This is a genomic window from Aliiroseovarius sp. xm-d-517 (genome assembly GCF_013283135.1).
Taxonomy (GTDB): domain Bacteria; phylum Pseudomonadota; class Alphaproteobacteria; order Rhodobacterales; family Rhodobacteraceae; genus Aliiroseovarius; species Aliiroseovarius crassostreae.
This window is the reverse complement of the sequence record NZ_WBXT01000001.1, coordinates 271507-286322: the sequence shown is the minus strand read 5'-3', so window position 1 is coordinate 286322 and position 14816 is coordinate 271507. Positions and strand designations below refer to the sequence as shown.

The following is a 14816-nucleotide window of genomic DNA, read 5'->3' as shown; positions in this document are numbered from 1 at the left end:
ACAGAGAACATGGGTAGAACAGAGGCTGAACGCCCCGTAATATCGGGACGATTGATCCCTGCGTGAGCATCGCCCATGATGATGCCCCACCGAAGGGGGATGTGCCAAATAACAACGGAGGTAAGAGCAAGTGCTGACCCGTAAGCAATTGGAACTTCTGGATTTTATCCACAAACGCATCCAACGCGATGGCGTCCCCCCCAGCTTTGATGAAATGAAGGAAGCGCTGGATCTGCGGTCGAAGTCAGGTATTCACCGGCTGATCACTGCACTTGAGGAGCGTGGTTTCATCCGTCGCCTTGCCCATCGCGCCCGCGCCATTGAAATCGTCAAACTGCCCGAAACCATGGAAAATGCGGGTCGGGCCGGGTTTGAACCCAAGGTAATCGAAGGCGACCGCCCGGAAACTCCGCCTGCCGCACTGGCGGTGGAGGCTGAAGCCGCATTGGGGGTAAGCACCCTGCCACTGATGGGCCGGATCGCCGCTGGCGTACCAATCGAAGCGATAACCGATGGGGCGCAGCGCGTGTCAGTGCCCCAAACCATGCTTGGCCATGGTGGGCAACATTATGCCCTTGAAGTAAAAGGGGATTCCATGATCGACGCTGGGATCAACAATGGCGATATCGTGGTCATCCGAGAGACCAGCCATGCCGAAAACGGCGAAATTGTCGTGGCCCAGATCGAAGGGTATGAAGCCACGCTGAAACGCTTTCGCAAGACCAATGGCATGATCGCCCTTGAAGCAGCCAATCCGAATTATGAATCCCGCATTCTGCCCGAAGGCGCCGTCAAGGTTCAGGGGAAGCTGGTTGGGTTGATCCGCACCTACTGATTTCGGTGCGATCTGACAAAAATGCAAAGAAAAAAGGAGGCGCACCGCCTCCCCTTTTCGTCTTTTAAAGTGGCCTCTGCCAAGAACAAAGCTGGCCGAGCGGTGTGGGACACGTCACGGCAGCAGGCGCATCAGCCCAGGCCAGAGAGTTTTTTCTGAAGCTCTGACAGTTGTTTCTTGATCTCGCTCAGCTCCTCATCCTTGGACCCATTTTCCCCATCCTCTTTCGCAGAGGGGGCAGATCCAGCGGCAAAGCCGCCCATCATGGCTTTCAGAAAGGCCTCTTGCTGCGCCTGCATCGCTTCCAGCCCCGGCATATTGGCCATTGGATGGCCCATCGTGCCGAGGTTTTCCATCATCTTGCTCTGCCCTTCGCGCAACATCTCAAAGCTTGCCGCAAGGAATTGCGGCACCACGCTTTGCGCCTGCGTCGAATAGGAGCGCACCAGATCCGTCAGAACATCGACGGGCAGGACATTTTCCCCCCGGCTTTCATGTTCCGCAATGATTTGAAGCAGATACTGCCGTGTCAGGTCATCTCCGGATTTAAGATCTATAATCTGAACATCCCGCCCGTCGCGGATAAAGCCCGCAATATCGTCCAGCGTCACATAGTCGGATGTTTCAGTGTTATAGAGCCGCCGGCTGGCATAGCGTTTGATCAGCAGCGTATCTTGTTGTTGTACCATTTTTCCTCCCCTGGGGGGCACCCCCCGACTGCACCTGCCTTGAGCGGCATTTTGTGCTGCAGTGCAAAAAGCCTAAGCCAGCGTGCCAGCCATTGGCAAGCCTGTTGACCACAAAAGAATAGAAAAGGGCGCACCAATGGCGCGCCCAGGGTCAGGTGCCGGGGGGAGGACCCGGCGGAGTGTAACCCGATTATTTTGCGGCAGCGGTGGCCTTTTTGGCGGCTTTCTGCACCTCTTCGCCAGCTTTTTTCACAGCAGCCTGAGCTTCTTCGCCCATTTCTTTGCCGGCAGCCATCATCAGTTCGACGGTTTCGGCTTGAACGCGCTTGGCAACTTCTGCAAAGGCGGCCATGTTTTCAGCAGCCATCTCAGCCTGAGCCGAAGCGAAATCGGTCACGGCTTTCGAGTAATCAGCAGCGTCTTCTTTGGCGGCGGTCACGTCGCCGATTTTGGCCAGGGTCTCTTTGGTCCATTTGGTCGAGATTTCAGCCGATTTGTCAGCAGCCTGCAGAGCCACTTTCGAGAATTTCTCGCCCAGTTCAGCCTGGTTTTTGAAAGCGTCTTGCGCGATGGACATATCCACCGGGAAGTTGCTCATCATCTCTTGGAACATCTTGGTGAAGTCTTGCGTCTTGGTCATTGGTCATCTCCGAATTTTGCGGCCGCCGGGAGGATTAAGGAGGAGGAGCGGCCAGGATATAGTCTGTCTGTTGCAACCTGCCAGTCCGCCCTGTGGGGATCACCCTGCTGTTTTTCGGCAAACCAACTTGCTGCGTCTGCAAAGACTATGGATGCTGCAGCGCAGCAAATCAAGTTTTTTCTGCACTGCAGCATGTAAAACTTGTATGACAGACAAAAAATGCGGAGTTTCAGGGGGTTGCAAAAAATGCAACCCCAGATAGTTCAGCTCTTTTTCGCCACAACGTAGGTTCCAGGTGCCGGTGCCAGCACGTCGTTGGTCGAATCACCGGGCACACGTGCGGCCAGCTTTTTCCCGGATTTGGCCGAGAGCCATTTGTCCCAACGCCCCCACCAGGACCCTTCATGGAAAGTTGCCCCTTCCATCCAGTCATCCGCACGCTGGGGCCATTCCGTGTTGGTATAATGGCCGTATTTCTTTTTGGACGGCGGATTGACGATGCCTGCGATATGGCCGGATTCCGATACAATGAAGGTGCGATCTTTTGACGTTGTGCGCCGCATCCCGATGTAAGAGCTTTTCCAGGCCGCGATATGGTCCGTTTCGCAGGCAATGGCACACAGCGGGACATCGACATCCTCGATAGACAGATGTTCGCCCAGCAGTTCAAAGTCCCCCAGCGCAAACTCATTCGCCTGACACAGACCGCGCAGATACTCGACAGTCATCCTGGCCGGCAGGTTGGTACTGTCCCCATTCCAGTACAGCAAATCAAAGGCGGGCGGCGTTTTACCCAGCATGTAGCTGTTGATCGCCGGGCCATAGACCAGATCATTCGGGCGCAGATACGAGAAGGTGCGCGACATGAAGAAACTATCGAGATAGCCCTTGGAATTGACCTCTTCCTCAATGCCATCGACAAAATCATCGTCAAGGAACACACCCACTTCCCCCTGATCGGAGAAATCGGTGAGCGTGGTAAAGAACGTGGCAGAGTTGATTGACGTATCCCCACGTTTCTTCATCAGCGACAGGGTCAGGGACAGGGTGGTGCCCGCGATGCAATAGCCCACCACATTGACCTTTTTCTGCTTGGTGATTTTCTTCACCTCTTCGATCGCGGCCAGATAGCCTTCCTCGATATAGGTCCCCATTCCTACATCACGATAGCTTTCGTCAGGGTTGGCCCAGCTGACCACAAACAGCGTGTATCCCTGATCGACAATCCATTTGATCAGGCTGTTTTGTTCTTTCAGATCAAGAATATAGAACTTGTTGATCCAGGGCGGAAAGATGATCAGCGGACGGGCATGCACCTGTTCCGTGGTGGGCGCATACTGGATAAGCTCAATCATCCGATTGCGAAACACCACAGATCCTTCGGTGGTGGCGATATTGCCCCCCACCTCAAACGCACTTTCATCCACCAGCTTGACCAGCAGCTCGCCATCATTGGCTTCCAGATCATTGACCAGGTTTTCCAACCCATCCACAAGCGACCGGCCCTCGGTCTCGATCGCCCGTTCCATCGCATCCGGGTTGGTCGCGAGATAGTTGGTCGGGCTCATCAGGTCGATCAGTTGCTGGTTGAAGAAGGCCAGCTTGGTGCGTTCGCGTTCGCTCAGCCCCTCAACCCGGTCGAGATTTTCATGCATCGCTTCCGCCGCCAGCAAATATTGCTGCTTGAGGTAGCTGTAATAGGGATGCGTGTCCCACAGGGGATTGGAAAAACGGCGATCCTTGGTGGTCGGAGCCTCCGGCGCTTTGAACTCGCCGGTTTTCATGCCTTCGGTCAGCGCCTGCTGGGCTTCCATCGCATGTTGCAGGCTTTTGCCCCAGAAATTCACCTGCTGCTCAATGATCTTTGCCGGGTTGGTCATCAGTTCATTCCAATAGGCGGTCGAAGTCTTGAGCAGAAAATCCTGCCCCGGCCCCTGCAGGCTCTGCCGCACCGCCTTGCGCCCGGCAAGCACCGCAGACAATCGGGCTGACAACGTCTCAATCCGGGCAAGGTTTTCGTTCAGTTCACTTACATCCTGGCCTGGATTTTTTTGATCTGTTGTCATGGTGAAATATTCCCCCTATCTTATTTCGCACTTGCAGCATAAAATATATCTGCACTGCAGCATTGCAAAAACCGCACCGCAGCATTGCAAATATTGCATGTGTTCATGACTATGCGGTAACAAAGCTGGAAAATGCAAAGGGTAAATGAAAGGGGTTCTGAATGCGGTACATGGCGACATATGATCTGATGGAGACGTTGCGAAACACCAACCAGTGGCTGGGCGCGACGGCTGCCGCTCTTGGATCCTACCCGGCAACGGCCCTTGTTCCCAACCCCTTCTTCCAGATGATGGCAGCCTGGGGCGACGTCACCGAACGCACCTTCCACCGCATGACCGTGAAGCCCGACTGGGGCATCAACACCGTGGTCACCAAAGATGGTCGCGAGCGTCTGGTCGAAGTTGAAAAACTGGTTGAACGCCCCTTTGGCGACCTGATCAAATTCAACGCTGTTGGCCGCGCCCCGCGTGAGCGCCGCATCCTGCTGGTCGCCCCCATGTCGGGCCATTACGCCACGCTGCTGCGCTCAACCGTGAACAGCCTTCTGCCCGAGGCAGATGTCTATGTGACCGACTGGCACAATGCCCGCGACATCCCGGTCTCGGAAGGCAAGTTCGATATCGAAGACTACACCCTCTATCTTGTTGATTTTATGCGCCATCTTGGCCCGGACATCAATGTGATCGCCGTGTGCCAACCGGCCCCCCTGACCCTGGCGGCCACGGCCTATCTGGCCGAGCTGGACCCCGAAGCACAGCCCCAGACCCTTACCCTGATCGGGGGGCCGATCGACCCTGATGCCGCTGCCACGGACGTGACCGATTTCGGGCGCCGTGTGACCATGGGACAGCTGGAAGAAATGGCCATCCAGCGCGTTGGTTTCAAATATGCTGGCGCAGGTCGCATGGTCTATCCGGGCCTGCTGCAACTCGCCGGGTTCATGTCAATGAACGCTGAAATGCACTCCAAGGCTTTCGCGGATCAGATCATGCGCGTGACCAAAGGCGAGGCCTCGGATCACGACAAGCACAACACGTTCTATGACGAATATCTCGCCGTGATGGACATGACCGCGGAGTTCTACCTCTCCACCGTTGAACGCCTGTTCAAGGACAGCGAGGTCGCCCGAAATGCATTTGTCGTGAACGGACACAAGATCGATATCGGCAAAGTCACCGATGTGGCAGTGAAAACCGTGGAAGGGTCCAAGGACGACATCACGGCGCCGGGGCAATGCGTCGCCGCGCTGGATCTTCTGACCGGGCTGCCCGAGGAAAAGAAAGCCAGCCATCTGGAGCCGGGTGCGGGCCATTACGGCATCTTTGCCGGCAAGAGCTGGCGCAACAATATTCGCCCCATGGTCCTTGATTTCATTGATCAAAATGCCGGCACCCATGCCAAGCAAGCCGAAAAGAAACGGGCGGAGAAGGCCAAGGCCAAAACAGCCCCCGCTGCGGCCAAAGCAAAGGCCGAGCCCAGTTCATCGGACGAAGGCGGCCTGCCCACGCGAATCCCAGTGTGATTCGCACCGTCACCGGGCACATCCCCTGACCTCAGACACAAAAGGCACCCAACCGGGTGCCTTTTTCTGTTCCTGCCCCTGCCCGGATCACGTTTTGGCAGGTCAGCATTGTCACAATTTATCGCAAAGCCAGCGGCATCTGCATCCAGGCATCCAGCCCGATTGTCACTTCCTCCGGGCATTCCAGCATCGGCATATGCCCCGCATTCGGCAACACGACCAGTTCCGCCCCCACCACCAATTCCGCCATGTTTTCATGCCGGCGCGGCGAGGTCAGCCGATCATGTGCACCACATAGCACCATGGTCGGGATCTTGAGTTTCTGCAGCATTCTCTGGGCATCGGGGCGCCGTTGCAGCGCCCGTTGATGGCGGATGAACATCTCAGGCCCGAAATCAAGCGCCATGTCACGAATCAATGACAGGATTGCGTCCTGCCCGTCCCCGGGCGCCAGGGTGTCCGGCGTGACCACTTCCGACACAGCCTCTGCCAGACGCCCCGCCTGTGCCCGCACGATCAGCGGCTCTCGCCAGGCGGCCTGCGCAGGCGTGTCGGGCAAGGGAGAGGTGGATAAAAGCGCCAGACGCGAGACCCGCTCTGGTGCGCGCCGGGCCACTTCCATCGCCACGATCCCGCCCATCGAATGGCCCGCCAGAGCAAAGCGCAGCGGCGCCTGATCCAGCACATGAGCGGCCATTTCCCGAATGGTATCCCCCATGGCCAGATTGGCCAGCTGCACCGTGTATTTCCGGGACAACGCATTGATCTGAGGCGCAAAAACCCGCGCGTCACACACCATGCCCGGCACTAGAACCAATGGCTCCCGCATTCCCTCACCTCACCTTGTCCACCCGTCTTGTGCCGTGTCGCGGCGGCGGGGGCAAGCGCCCTACGCCCCTCCGGCACAAATACGCCTTGCCCCTCAGCCTGCGCGCCGGATCACCACCAGCGTCATTTTCTGGATCAGATCAAGACATTCCGGGCTGGAGAACCGGTGATCGGCCCCTTTGACAAGCGTCAGGCGGATGTCATCCCCCTCGGCATGGTCCAGCAATTTGACGGCCTGCGACGTGGGCACGGCCTCATCTTCGGTGCCCTGCAAGAAACGCACCGGCATGTCGAGCTTCAGCGGCGAGCGCAGCACGAAATTCTCACGCCCGTCTTCGATCAGCCGCTTGGTGATCAGGTAATCCTCGTCATAATCGGAGGGGATCGACAGCATCCCTTCGCGCTCCAGTTCCGTTTTCTGCGCGTCGGTGAAACTGGCCCAATAGCCATCTTCGGTGAAATCGGGCGCGGCCGCGATGGTCACCAGACCAGCCACCCGGCCGGGGCGCGCGCGCGCCAAAAGCAGCGATTGCCACCCCCCCATGGACGACCCCACCGCAATGATCGGCCCTTGGGTCAGATTATCGACCACCGCCAGCGTGTCCTCATGCCAATCGCCAATGCTGCCTTCCACAAAGGCACCCGAGCTTTGCCCATGGCCGGAATAGTCAAACCGCAGGAAGGCAAACCCCTTCTCCTGGGCCCAGGCCTCCAACGCGACCGCCTTGGTGCCTTCCATGTCGGATTTCAGCCCTGACAGAAATACAATCGTCGGCCCCGTCTGGTCTTGGGCACCGTCGGTCTTGTTATAGGCAATGCGACGCCCCTGCGCCGTGTCGAGATATGCGGTCAATCCTCTATCCTTTTCAGTCGATACTATATGCCAGAACGCGCGAGATTTCGGTGAAGCTGCGCCCGCTTTCTTCGTGCCATGTGTTGAATGCCGCCTGCACAGCCGCCTTCGCGGCTTTCGAACTCGGCGCCTTGTCGATCACCCCCTCGGCCACCAATCGCGCCACCACATCCCGCGTCATCATGAACCCGTCACGCCCCATCATCCGCAGGGCATAGGCCCCCGTGTTTCCACCCAGCCGGGCACCATTTGCTTTCAGCCAGTCAAGCAGTCCGAAATAATCCCGGGCAGGCCAGTCCCCAATCTTTCGCCCAAAGCTGCCCGCCTCGGCTGCAACCGATTGAATGAACACGGCATTCTCTTGGATCGATCGGATCTTGGGGGCGCTGCGAATAACACGGGTGTCTGCAAGCAGCTCATCAAACCATTCATCAGACATCATCGCACAGCGACCAATATCAAAGCCGTGGAACGCCTCTTCTAACCCGTCCCATTTGTTCACGATCACCTGCCAGGCCAGCCCGGACTGAAATATCCCCCTGGCAAAACATGCCAACCAGTCGCTGTCCTTCATTGCCGCCAACTCGTCAGTGTTTTTTGGCGCAGAGATATCGCCCAGCACAGCCTCAAACGATCCTTTGCGCTCAACCGCCATCATCAGAATGTCGTCAAATCTTCGCATCTGATCCTCCCTGCCCGCATCATGCCCCCGCCCCTTACGAATGCAAGCGAGATTTTCCAATCACCGCCGTTGACTTCGTGCCCCGCTCAGGCGAAAACGCCCATCACACATAACCCGCAACCGGGCGTTCCGTGGGCGCCAAAACGACGAGGAGCTAGGCCGATGAGCCAGATTTCCCTTACATTTCCCGATGGCAATGCGCGTGAGTTCAACGCAGGTGTGACCCCTGCCGAAGTGGCCGCCGGCATTTCCAACTCGCTCGCCAAAAAGGCCATTTCCGCCACCGTGAACGGGGCCCATTGGGACCTGCAATGGCCGATCAATGACAACGCCGAAATCGCCATTCACACCATGAAAGATGACGTGCAGGCGCTGGAACTGATCCGTCACGATTTTGCCCATGTCATGGCGCGCGCCGTGCAGGAGATCTGGCCGGATGTGAAAGTCACCATCGGGCCGGTGATCGAAAACGGCTGGTATTACGATTTCGATCGCGAAGAACCGTTCACGCCGGAAGATCTGGGCGAGATCGAAGCCAAGATGAAAGAAATCATCAACAAGCGCGACCCCGTCACCACCGAGATCTGGGAACGTGACCGCGCGGTGAAATTCTATCAGGCCAACAATGAACCTTATAAGGTTGAGCTGATCGAAGCCATTCCGGGGAATGAGCCGCTGCGCATGTATTGGCACGGCCACTGGCAGGACCTTTGCCGTGGTCCGCACCTGCAGCACACCGGCCAGCTGCCCGGCGATGCGTTCAAACTGATGAGCGTGGCCGGCGCCTATTGGCGCGGCGACAGCAACCGCCCGATGCTGCAACGGATCTATGGCGTGGCCTTCCAGAACAAGGATGGCCTCAAGAAACACCTGCATATGCTGGAAGAGGCTGCCAAGCGCGACCACCGCAAGCTGGGCCGCGAAATGAACCTGTTTCACATGCAGGAAGAGGCTCCGGGTCAGATCTTTTGGCACCCGAACGGCTGGACCATCTATACCGAGCTGCAGGATTACATGCGCCGCCAGCAAAAACGCGGCGGTTATGTTGAGGTGAACACCCCACAGGTTGTGGATCGCAAGCTGTGGGAGGCCTCGGGCCACTGGGACAAGTATCAGGAAAACATGTTCATCGTTGAGGTGGACGAAGAGCACGCCCGCGAAAAGGCGGTCAATGCGCTCAAACCAATGAACTGCCCCTGCCACGTGCAGGTCTACAATCAGGGTCTGAAATCCTATCGCGACCTGCCCCTGCGCATGGCCGAGTTCGGATCATGTAACCGCTATGAACCGTCGGGCGCGCTGCATGGTATCATGCGGGTGCGCGGCTTTACCCAGGATGACGCGCATATCTTCTGCACCGAGGCGCAGATCGAGGATGAAACCAAGCTGTTCATCGAATTCCTGTCCGACATCTACAAGGATCTGGGGTTTGAGAGCTTCTCGGTCAAATTCTCCGACCGTCCGGAAAAGCGGGCCGGCAGTGATGAGGTCTGGGACAAATCCGAAGCCGCCCTGATGGCCGCCACCAAAGCCGCCGGGTGCGACTTTGACCTCAACCCCGGCGAAGGCGCCTTCTATGGCCCGAAACTGGAATTTGTTCTGACCGACGCCATCGGCCGTGACTGGCAATGTGGCACGTTGCAGGTGGACTTTGTGCTGCCGGAACGGCTCGACGCCAATTATATCGGCGAAGACGGCGCCAAGCACCGCCCGGTCATGCTGCACCGCGCCACGCTGGGATCGTTTGAACGCTTCATCGGCATCCTGATTGAGGAACACGCCGGCAAGCTGCCATTCTGGCTGGCCCCGCGTCAGGTGGTTGTGGCGGCGATCGTCTCGGATGCAGATGAGTACGTGCATGAGATGGTTGCCCAGCTGAAAGCCCAAGGTGTCCGGGCTGAGGCAGATGTGCGCAACGAAAAGATCAACTACAAGGTCCGGGAACATTCGCTGGGCAAGGTGCCGGTGATCCTGGCCTGTGGCATGAAAGAGGTCGAGGAGCGCACCGTGTCGATGCGGCGCCTGGGCGAGAAACACTCGAAAGTTCTGTCACTTGACGAGGTTGTGGCAGATCTTGCCGGCGAAGCCACCCCTCCCGATCTGTTGACCTGATCTGGCCTGAACGCCAAAATAACAGCCTTACAAAAGGCCAGGGTTCCACGCCCTGGCCTTTTTCTTTGCCCATGCCCGCGGACAGCGCACCAGAAGACACGCCAATATTTGGTTACAGGGTTCACAAAACACGTGATCCCCCCTGTGCATGGCAGCCTTGCGTCTGAAACATATCGGGGCCTGTCACATATCTTTGCAACGGAACGTAACATTTCGCCGTCAACTGCCTGGCGTCATTTCACGGGTTAATCGTTATTTTACTGGGGTTTCCACCGTCTCGCCCAGCGATGATCCTCACAGGAGCGTGAGCGCATTTCGCGCAGCCCATAACGCTCCCGTGACTAACGCCGTCGTGAGTGGAGCGGCGCGACCGCGCTGCCTAGATTGCTCTCACCGGCCCCGAGCAACGCCAACAGGGACATCAGACAGCCCAGATCACGCTCATCACGGGACGGTACGAGTTTTAAACCTGAAAGGAAGTTCACATGTCGAAAGCAAAAACCATCGCAGTTCTGGGTGCCGTTTCCGCAGCCGTTGCCGCCAACGCAACCGCCGCTCTGGCAGATGGCGATCAAGAGAAGTGCTTCGGTGTCGCTCTGGCCGGTCAGAACGACTGCGCTGCCGGCCCCGGCACCACCTGCGCCGGTTCGTCGACCGTCGATTATCAGGGCAACGCCTGGAAACTGGTTCCGGCCGGCACCTGCGAGACCATGGAAATCACCGACAGTGCTGGCAAGATGCACAAAGGCTCGCTGGAAGCGACCAAAATGAACCTGCCGTCGTAAGCGCAGGTAAGTGGGTCGGGCAAGCCCCCAAGTTCTGCCCGCCCCACCCCAGACAGATAAAAGATCGGCCCGGTCCGCTGTGGCCGATCCTCTTAAAAGCCTCATTCCAATTGCCCTCGGGGGGCACGTCTTCCCCCTTCCGCTCTGCGCCGGGCAATGTTTCGGGAGATTTCAATGCTGGACCAACCGCAAAACGCTGCCCCCCATTCCGCCCTGCCCAAGTCAGGCGGCATCGGGTATAAACCGCAGCATTTCAAAGATTTAATGGAAAATCCCGGTGCGGTGACCTGGCTTGAGATCCACGCGGAAAACTATATGGGCGATGGCGGGCGCCCACTGGCCCAGCTGAAACATCTGGCGGATCGTTTCCCGATTTCCGTGCATGGTGTGGGCCTGTCTATCGGCGGCGAGGCGCGGCTGGATCCCGAACATCTGGCCCGGCTGAAAAAGCTGGTCGACTGGATCAATCCTGCTATGTTTTCCGAACATCTCGCCTGGTCGACCCATGACAGCCAGTTTCTGAACGATCTTCTGCCCCTGCCCTATACCAATGACACGCTTGCCCGCGTGACCCGCCATATCAACGAGGTGCAGGACTATCTTGGCCGCAAGATGCTTTTGGAAAACCCCTCATCTTATCTGGCATTTGCCGAAAGCACCTGGTCCGAACCCGATTTCATCCGCGAACTGGCCCGCCGCACCGGCTGTGGCCTGCTTCTGGACGTGAACAACGTCTTTGTCTCCGCCACCAATCTGGAATTTGATCCATACACCTATATCGACGCCTACCCGCTGGAGCTGGTTGAGGAGTTTCACCTTGCCGGTCACGATGAAGACGCGGATGAGCTGGGCAGAAAACTCCTGATCGACAGCCATGGCAAACCGGTGGATAAGCCGGTCTGGGCGCTGTTTGATTACGTCATTTCACGGGGCGGCCCACGCCCAGCGCTGGTGGAATGGGACAATGACGTGCCGGATTACCCGGTGCTGGAAGCCGAAGCCGCCCGCGCCACCGCCCATATGGCCTCCGTCCCGCAGCCTTCTGCCCAACAGGTGCCCGCATGAGCGTTGATCTGAAACCCCGCGCAACAGAGGTCAATCAGACCGATTTCCGCCGCGCCATGCTGGATCCGACCAGATCCGTCCCTGACGGGCTGGTGAACCCCGATGGCTCTCAGGCCGAGAAGCGGTTCAACATCTATCGCAACAATGTGACCCATTCTCTGGCAACTGCGCTGACAGAGGGGTTTCCCGTATTGGTCGCCCTGCTGGGTGAGGAGTTCTTTCGTCAGATGGCGCTGGTGTATCTGCGCATCCATCCGCCGGCCTCACAGCTGATCATGCATTACGGCGCCGCCATGCCGCAGTTCCTTGTGGGCTTTCCCGGCACGGTGCATCTGAAATACCTGCCCGATGTGGCCAAACTCGAACTGGCCCTGCGGCGCGCCTATCACGCCGGGGACGGAGAGACGATTGATCCGGCAGAATTGACCATACTGTCCCAGGCCGACCTGATGGATGCGCATCTAACCCTGGCGCCTTCGGTAGAGGTTTTGTCCGTGGAACATCCGGCCCTCGCAATATGGGAATATAATATGAACGGCGGCCCCTCCCCGGTGATGGCACCCGAAGACATCCTGATTTCACGCAAAGGGTTCGATCCCATTGCACAGCGCCTGCCAAAAGGCGGCGCCACGTTCGTCAACGCGCTTTTGAAGGGGAGCAGCTTTGGCACGGCCCTTGGCCTGGCCACATCCGATGTGGCCGATTTTGACCTGACCACAACGCTGGGCGCGCTTTTTGCAGGCCAAGCCATCACACAGATTTCTAGGGGATGACATGATCGCACTGATTAACCTGCACAATACGCTGGCCGGGCACGTCCAGCGTCTGGGTCCCGCGCTGCTGCCGCTTCTGGCCCGGTTCACCTTTGCCGCCACGCTGGTGGGGTATTTCTGGGCCTCGGGTCTGACCAAACTGGGCAGCGGCATTTTTGGCATCTTCACCCCGTCGCTGGGGGCCTATGCCCAGATTTTCCCCAAAGCGATGGAGGCGGCGGGCTATGACGTCTCGAAACTCAGCGCCTTTCACACGCTGGTGGTCACGGCGGGCACTCTGGCCGAGTTCATCTTGCCGCTGCTGTTGATCATCGGATTGTTCACCCGTCTGGCGGCAATCGGCATGATCGGGTTTGTGATCGTGCAGACGCTCACCGATCTGTTTGGCCATGGCGGCATTGCCCACCCCGAGACGTTGGGCGCGTGGTTTGACCGTATCCCGGACAGCCTGATCCTCGATCAACGCCTCTTTTGGATGGTGGTGCTGGTCACGCTGGTGATCAAGGGCGCAGGCCCCCTGTCACTGGATCGGCTGCTGAAGCTGCACTGAAGCGCCTCATCCACAACCGGCCACAACCGGCCTCACCCAACCTCATGTGTAACCAGTATGCGCCCCGCCAATCCGGCGGGGTGATTTCATCTGCGGTCAATCGCGTCCGGCTTCACCGCTGCAATCGCCAAAAGACCACCAAGACCTGCCAGCGCAATGGGGAACATGGTGAAAACGCCATAGCCAAAGGCGAAATACATTCCCGCGGCCGAGGCCAGCAACAAGATGCCACCAACCTGCGCGACCGAGCGCGCCATCGCCCCCCCTGCCAGCGCCAGGAGCGGCGCAATCAGCGCAAAAGCACGGATGCGTTCGGGGTGCTCTACCTGCTCGGCCAGATCGGGCAATTCGCCAAACCGCTCGATCAGCTCCGTATAGCCATAGCCGAAGAACCCGACAAACATGCCCCAGATCCCGGCGATAATGCCCAATACCAATGCCGCGTTACGCATATACTCACTCCTCTTTGGCTAGGAGATAGGGCGTCAGGCGCCGTTCTCCAACCACTCGGCACTGGTTTTCTTGTCCCAGCCCAGCGTCAGGCGATCGCCCTCTTCCACAACGGGACGTTTCATCAGGGTCGGGTGTGCCGCCAAAAGCGCCAGCGGGTCCCCTGCCCGCTCCTCCTCCGACAAGCCCCGCCATGTGGTGGAGCGCTTGTTCACCAGCGCATCACCAAACGCCGCATGAAACCGGGCGAGATCCTCCGCCGCCACCCCATCTGCCCGCACATCGGTCACCGCCAGATCATAGCCCGCCGCCACCAGCGCCTTTTGCGCCTTCTTGCAGCTGTCACAGCTTTTCAATCCCCAAAACCGCATCGCCCTCTCCTGTCATGTCTTTGTCATGTTGGCCCGTCACATTCCCCCCGTTATGGGCGCCGATGATTGCAAGAACAAGATGGCACTGACAGGTTCATTTGCAGGAAAGCCTTGATTTTCCCCCTGCGCTGCGCCATGTCAGTTCTGTACGACAGACTATCTTCCGCCTTCTCACTACGCAGTCGGCCAAGTTCAAGGCTGCGCTACCAAGGTCACCGCATGTTGTGGGTGACATAATATTTAGGAGAGACGGAATGGCCACTGGCACCGTAAAATGGTTCAACAGCACTAAAGGCTACGGCTTTATTCAACCCGACGAGGGTGGAGCAGACGTGTTTGTTCACATCTCGGCCGTTGAACGCGCCGGCCTGCGTGAGCTGGCAGACAACCAAAAAGTCAAATACGAGCTGGAAACCGGCCGTAATGGCAAAACCTCTGCCGCCAACCTCGAGCTGGCCTAAGAGATTTCCCGCTTAGGGAAATGACAAACCCCCGCGGATCGCAAGATCGGCGGGGGTTTTCTTTTACGGGGTGGAGATGTTGCGAACTTCTCGAAGGGCAGTGCCTGACCTCGGGAGGAAGCGAAGCGCCCTC

16 protein-coding genes are annotated in these 14816 nt (G+C 58.1%); 8 read left to right on the top strand and 8 right to left on the bottom strand.

The annotated features are described in order from the left end of the window. The first annotated feature begins 130 nt into the window (after positions 1 to 130). Positions 131 to 835, top strand: a complete 705-nt coding sequence (gene lexA / locus XMD517_RS01330; RefSeq protein WP_173487361.1) for a transcriptional repressor LexA — start codon at positions 131 to 133, stop codon at positions 833 to 835. Between the two features lie 131 nt (positions 836 to 966). On the opposite strand, the gene phaR is transcribed toward lexA, so the two are convergent. From phaR to XMD517_RS01315, 3 genes are all read right to left on the bottom strand, one after another. After that, positions 967 to 1524, bottom strand: coding sequence for a polyhydroxyalkanoate synthesis repressor PhaR (gene phaR, locus XMD517_RS01325; protein ID WP_173487362.1), 558 nt, complete (start codon positions 1522 to 1524; stop codon positions 967 to 969). Between the two features lie 190 nt (positions 1525 to 1714). After that, positions 1715 to 2164 (bottom strand): Phasin, encoded by a 450-nt coding sequence (locus tag XMD517_RS01320; RefSeq protein WP_173487363.1) that lies wholly within the window; start codon positions 2162 to 2164, stop codon positions 1715 to 1717. Positions 2165 to 2427: 263 nt separating this feature from the next. Next, on the bottom strand, positions 2428 to 4230 hold the full coding sequence (locus XMD517_RS01315; RefSeq protein WP_173487364.1) for an alpha/beta hydrolase: 1803 nt from the start codon (positions 4228 to 4230) through the stop codon (positions 2428 to 2430). A gap of 161 nt (positions 4231 to 4391) precedes the next feature. Between XMD517_RS01315 and phaZ the strand changes: the two genes are divergently transcribed. Beyond that, positions 4392 to 5753, top strand: a complete 1362-nt coding sequence (gene phaZ, locus XMD517_RS01310) for a polyhydroxyalkanoate depolymerase (RefSeq protein WP_173487365.1) — start codon at positions 4392 to 4394, stop codon at positions 5751 to 5753. A gap of 118 nt (positions 5754 to 5871) precedes the next feature. On the opposite strand, the gene XMD517_RS01305 is transcribed toward phaZ, so the two are convergent. From XMD517_RS01305 to XMD517_RS01295, 3 genes are all read right to left on the bottom strand, one after another. After that, positions 5872 to 6582: an alpha/beta fold hydrolase gene (locus XMD517_RS01305; protein ID WP_173487366.1), complete on the bottom strand. Its 711-nt coding sequence runs from the start codon at positions 6580 to 6582 to the stop codon at positions 5872 to 5874. Between the two features lie 93 nt (positions 6583 to 6675). Beyond that, positions 6676 to 7434: an alpha/beta hydrolase gene (locus XMD517_RS01300; RefSeq protein WP_173487367.1), complete on the bottom strand. Its 759-nt coding sequence runs from the start codon at positions 7432 to 7434 to the stop codon at positions 6676 to 6678. Positions 7435 to 7447: 13 nt separating this feature from the next. After that, positions 7448 to 8116: a DNA-3-methyladenine glycosylase I gene (locus XMD517_RS01295; protein WP_173487368.1), complete on the bottom strand. Its 669-nt coding sequence runs from the start codon at positions 8114 to 8116 to the stop codon at positions 7448 to 7450. 162 nt (positions 8117 to 8278) lie between these two features. Between XMD517_RS01295 and thrS the strand changes: the two genes are divergently transcribed. The 5 genes from thrS (at position 8279) to XMD517_RS01270 (ending at position 13401) form a co-directional block, all read left to right on the top strand. Next, positions 8279 to 10228: a threonine--tRNA ligase gene (thrS, locus tag XMD517_RS01290; RefSeq protein WP_173488080.1), complete on the top strand. Its 1950-nt coding sequence runs from the start codon at positions 8279 to 8281 to the stop codon at positions 10226 to 10228. 485 nt (positions 10229 to 10713) lie between these two features. Continuing rightward, on the top strand, positions 10714 to 11013 hold the full coding sequence (locus XMD517_RS01285) for a DUF2282 domain-containing protein (RefSeq protein ID WP_173487370.1): 300 nt from the start codon (positions 10714 to 10716) through the stop codon (positions 11011 to 11013). A gap of 174 nt (positions 11014 to 11187) precedes the next feature. Further along, complete coding sequence (locus XMD517_RS01280; protein WP_173487371.1) at positions 11188 to 12078, top strand: DUF692 family multinuclear iron-containing protein; 891 nt, start codon at positions 11188 to 11190, stop codon at positions 12076 to 12078. Continuing rightward, a complete protein-coding gene (locus tag XMD517_RS01275; RefSeq protein ID WP_173488081.1) occupies positions 12075 to 12851 on the top strand; it encodes a DNA-binding domain-containing protein in 777 nt (258 codons plus the stop codon). The genes XMD517_RS01280 and XMD517_RS01275 overlap by 4 nt, the downstream gene beginning before the upstream one ends. A 1-nt stretch (position 12852) precedes the next feature. Beyond that, positions 12853 to 13401, top strand: coding sequence for a DoxX family membrane protein (locus XMD517_RS01270; RefSeq protein ID WP_173487373.1), 549 nt, complete (start codon positions 12853 to 12855; stop codon positions 13399 to 13401). Between the two features lie 86 nt (positions 13402 to 13487). On the opposite strand, the gene XMD517_RS01265 is transcribed toward XMD517_RS01270, so the two are convergent. Both XMD517_RS01265 and XMD517_RS01260 read right to left on the bottom strand, forming a co-directional pair. Then, positions 13488 to 13853, bottom strand: a complete 366-nt coding sequence (locus XMD517_RS01265; protein WP_173487374.1) for a hypothetical protein — start codon at positions 13851 to 13853, stop codon at positions 13488 to 13490. 33 nt (positions 13854 to 13886) lie between these two features. Then, complete coding sequence (locus tag XMD517_RS01260) at positions 13887 to 14222, bottom strand: arsenate reductase family protein (protein ID WP_173487375.1); 336 nt, start codon at positions 14220 to 14222, stop codon at positions 13887 to 13889. 254 nt (positions 14223 to 14476) lie between these two features. Between XMD517_RS01260 and XMD517_RS01255 the strand changes: the two genes are divergently transcribed. After that, positions 14477 to 14683 (top strand): cold-shock protein, encoded by a 207-nt coding sequence (locus XMD517_RS01255; RefSeq protein ID WP_173487376.1) that lies wholly within the window; start codon positions 14477 to 14479, stop codon positions 14681 to 14683. The last annotated feature ends 133 nt before the right edge of the window (positions 14684 to 14816 follow it).

Bases quoted from the DNA above. Each gene is read 5' to 3' on its own strand.
- phaR (WP_173487362.1), bottom strand. From the start codon at position 1,524: ATGGTACAACAACAAGATACGCTGCTGATCAAACGCTATGCCAGCCGG.
- XMD517_RS01320 (WP_173487363.1), bottom strand. From the start codon at position 2,164: ATGACCAAGACGCAAGACTTCACCAAGATGTTCCAAGAGATGATGAGC.
- XMD517_RS01315 (WP_173487364.1), bottom strand. From the start codon at position 4,230: ATGACAACAGATCAAAAAAATCCAGGCCAGGATGTAAGTGAACTGAAC.
- phaZ (WP_173487365.1), top strand. From the start codon at position 4,392: ATGCGGTACATGGCGACATATGATCTGATGGAGACGTTGCGAAACACC.
- XMD517_RS01305 (WP_173487366.1), bottom strand. From the start codon at position 6,582: ATGCGGGAGCCATTGGTTCTAGTGCCGGGCATGGTGTGTGACGCGCGG.
- XMD517_RS01295 (WP_173487368.1), bottom strand. From the start codon at position 8,116: ATGCGAAGATTTGACGACATTCTGATGATGGCGGTTGAGCGCAAAGGA.
- thrS (WP_173488080.1), top strand. From the start codon at position 8,279: ATGAGCCAGATTTCCCTTACATTTCCCGATGGCAATGCGCGTGAGTTC.
- XMD517_RS01285 (WP_173487370.1), top strand. From the start codon at position 10,714: ATGTCGAAAGCAAAAACCATCGCAGTTCTGGGTGCCGTTTCCGCAGCC.
- XMD517_RS01280 (WP_173487371.1), top strand. From the start codon at position 11,188: ATGCTGGACCAACCGCAAAACGCTGCCCCCCATTCCGCCCTGCCCAAG.
- XMD517_RS01275 (WP_173488081.1), top strand. From the start codon at position 12,075: ATGAGCGTTGATCTGAAACCCCGCGCAACAGAGGTCAATCAGACCGAT.
- XMD517_RS01270 (WP_173487373.1), top strand. From the start codon at position 12,853: ATGATCGCACTGATTAACCTGCACAATACGCTGGCCGGGCACGTCCAG.
- XMD517_RS01265 (WP_173487374.1), bottom strand. From the start codon at position 13,853: ATGCGTAACGCGGCATTGGTATTGGGCATTATCGCCGGGATCTGGGGC.
- XMD517_RS01260 (WP_173487375.1), bottom strand. From the start codon at position 14,222: ATGCGGTTTTGGGGATTGAAAAGCTGTGACAGCTGCAAGAAGGCGCAA.
- XMD517_RS01255 (WP_173487376.1), top strand. From the start codon at position 14,477: ATGGCCACTGGCACCGTAAAATGGTTCAACAGCACTAAAGGCTACGGC.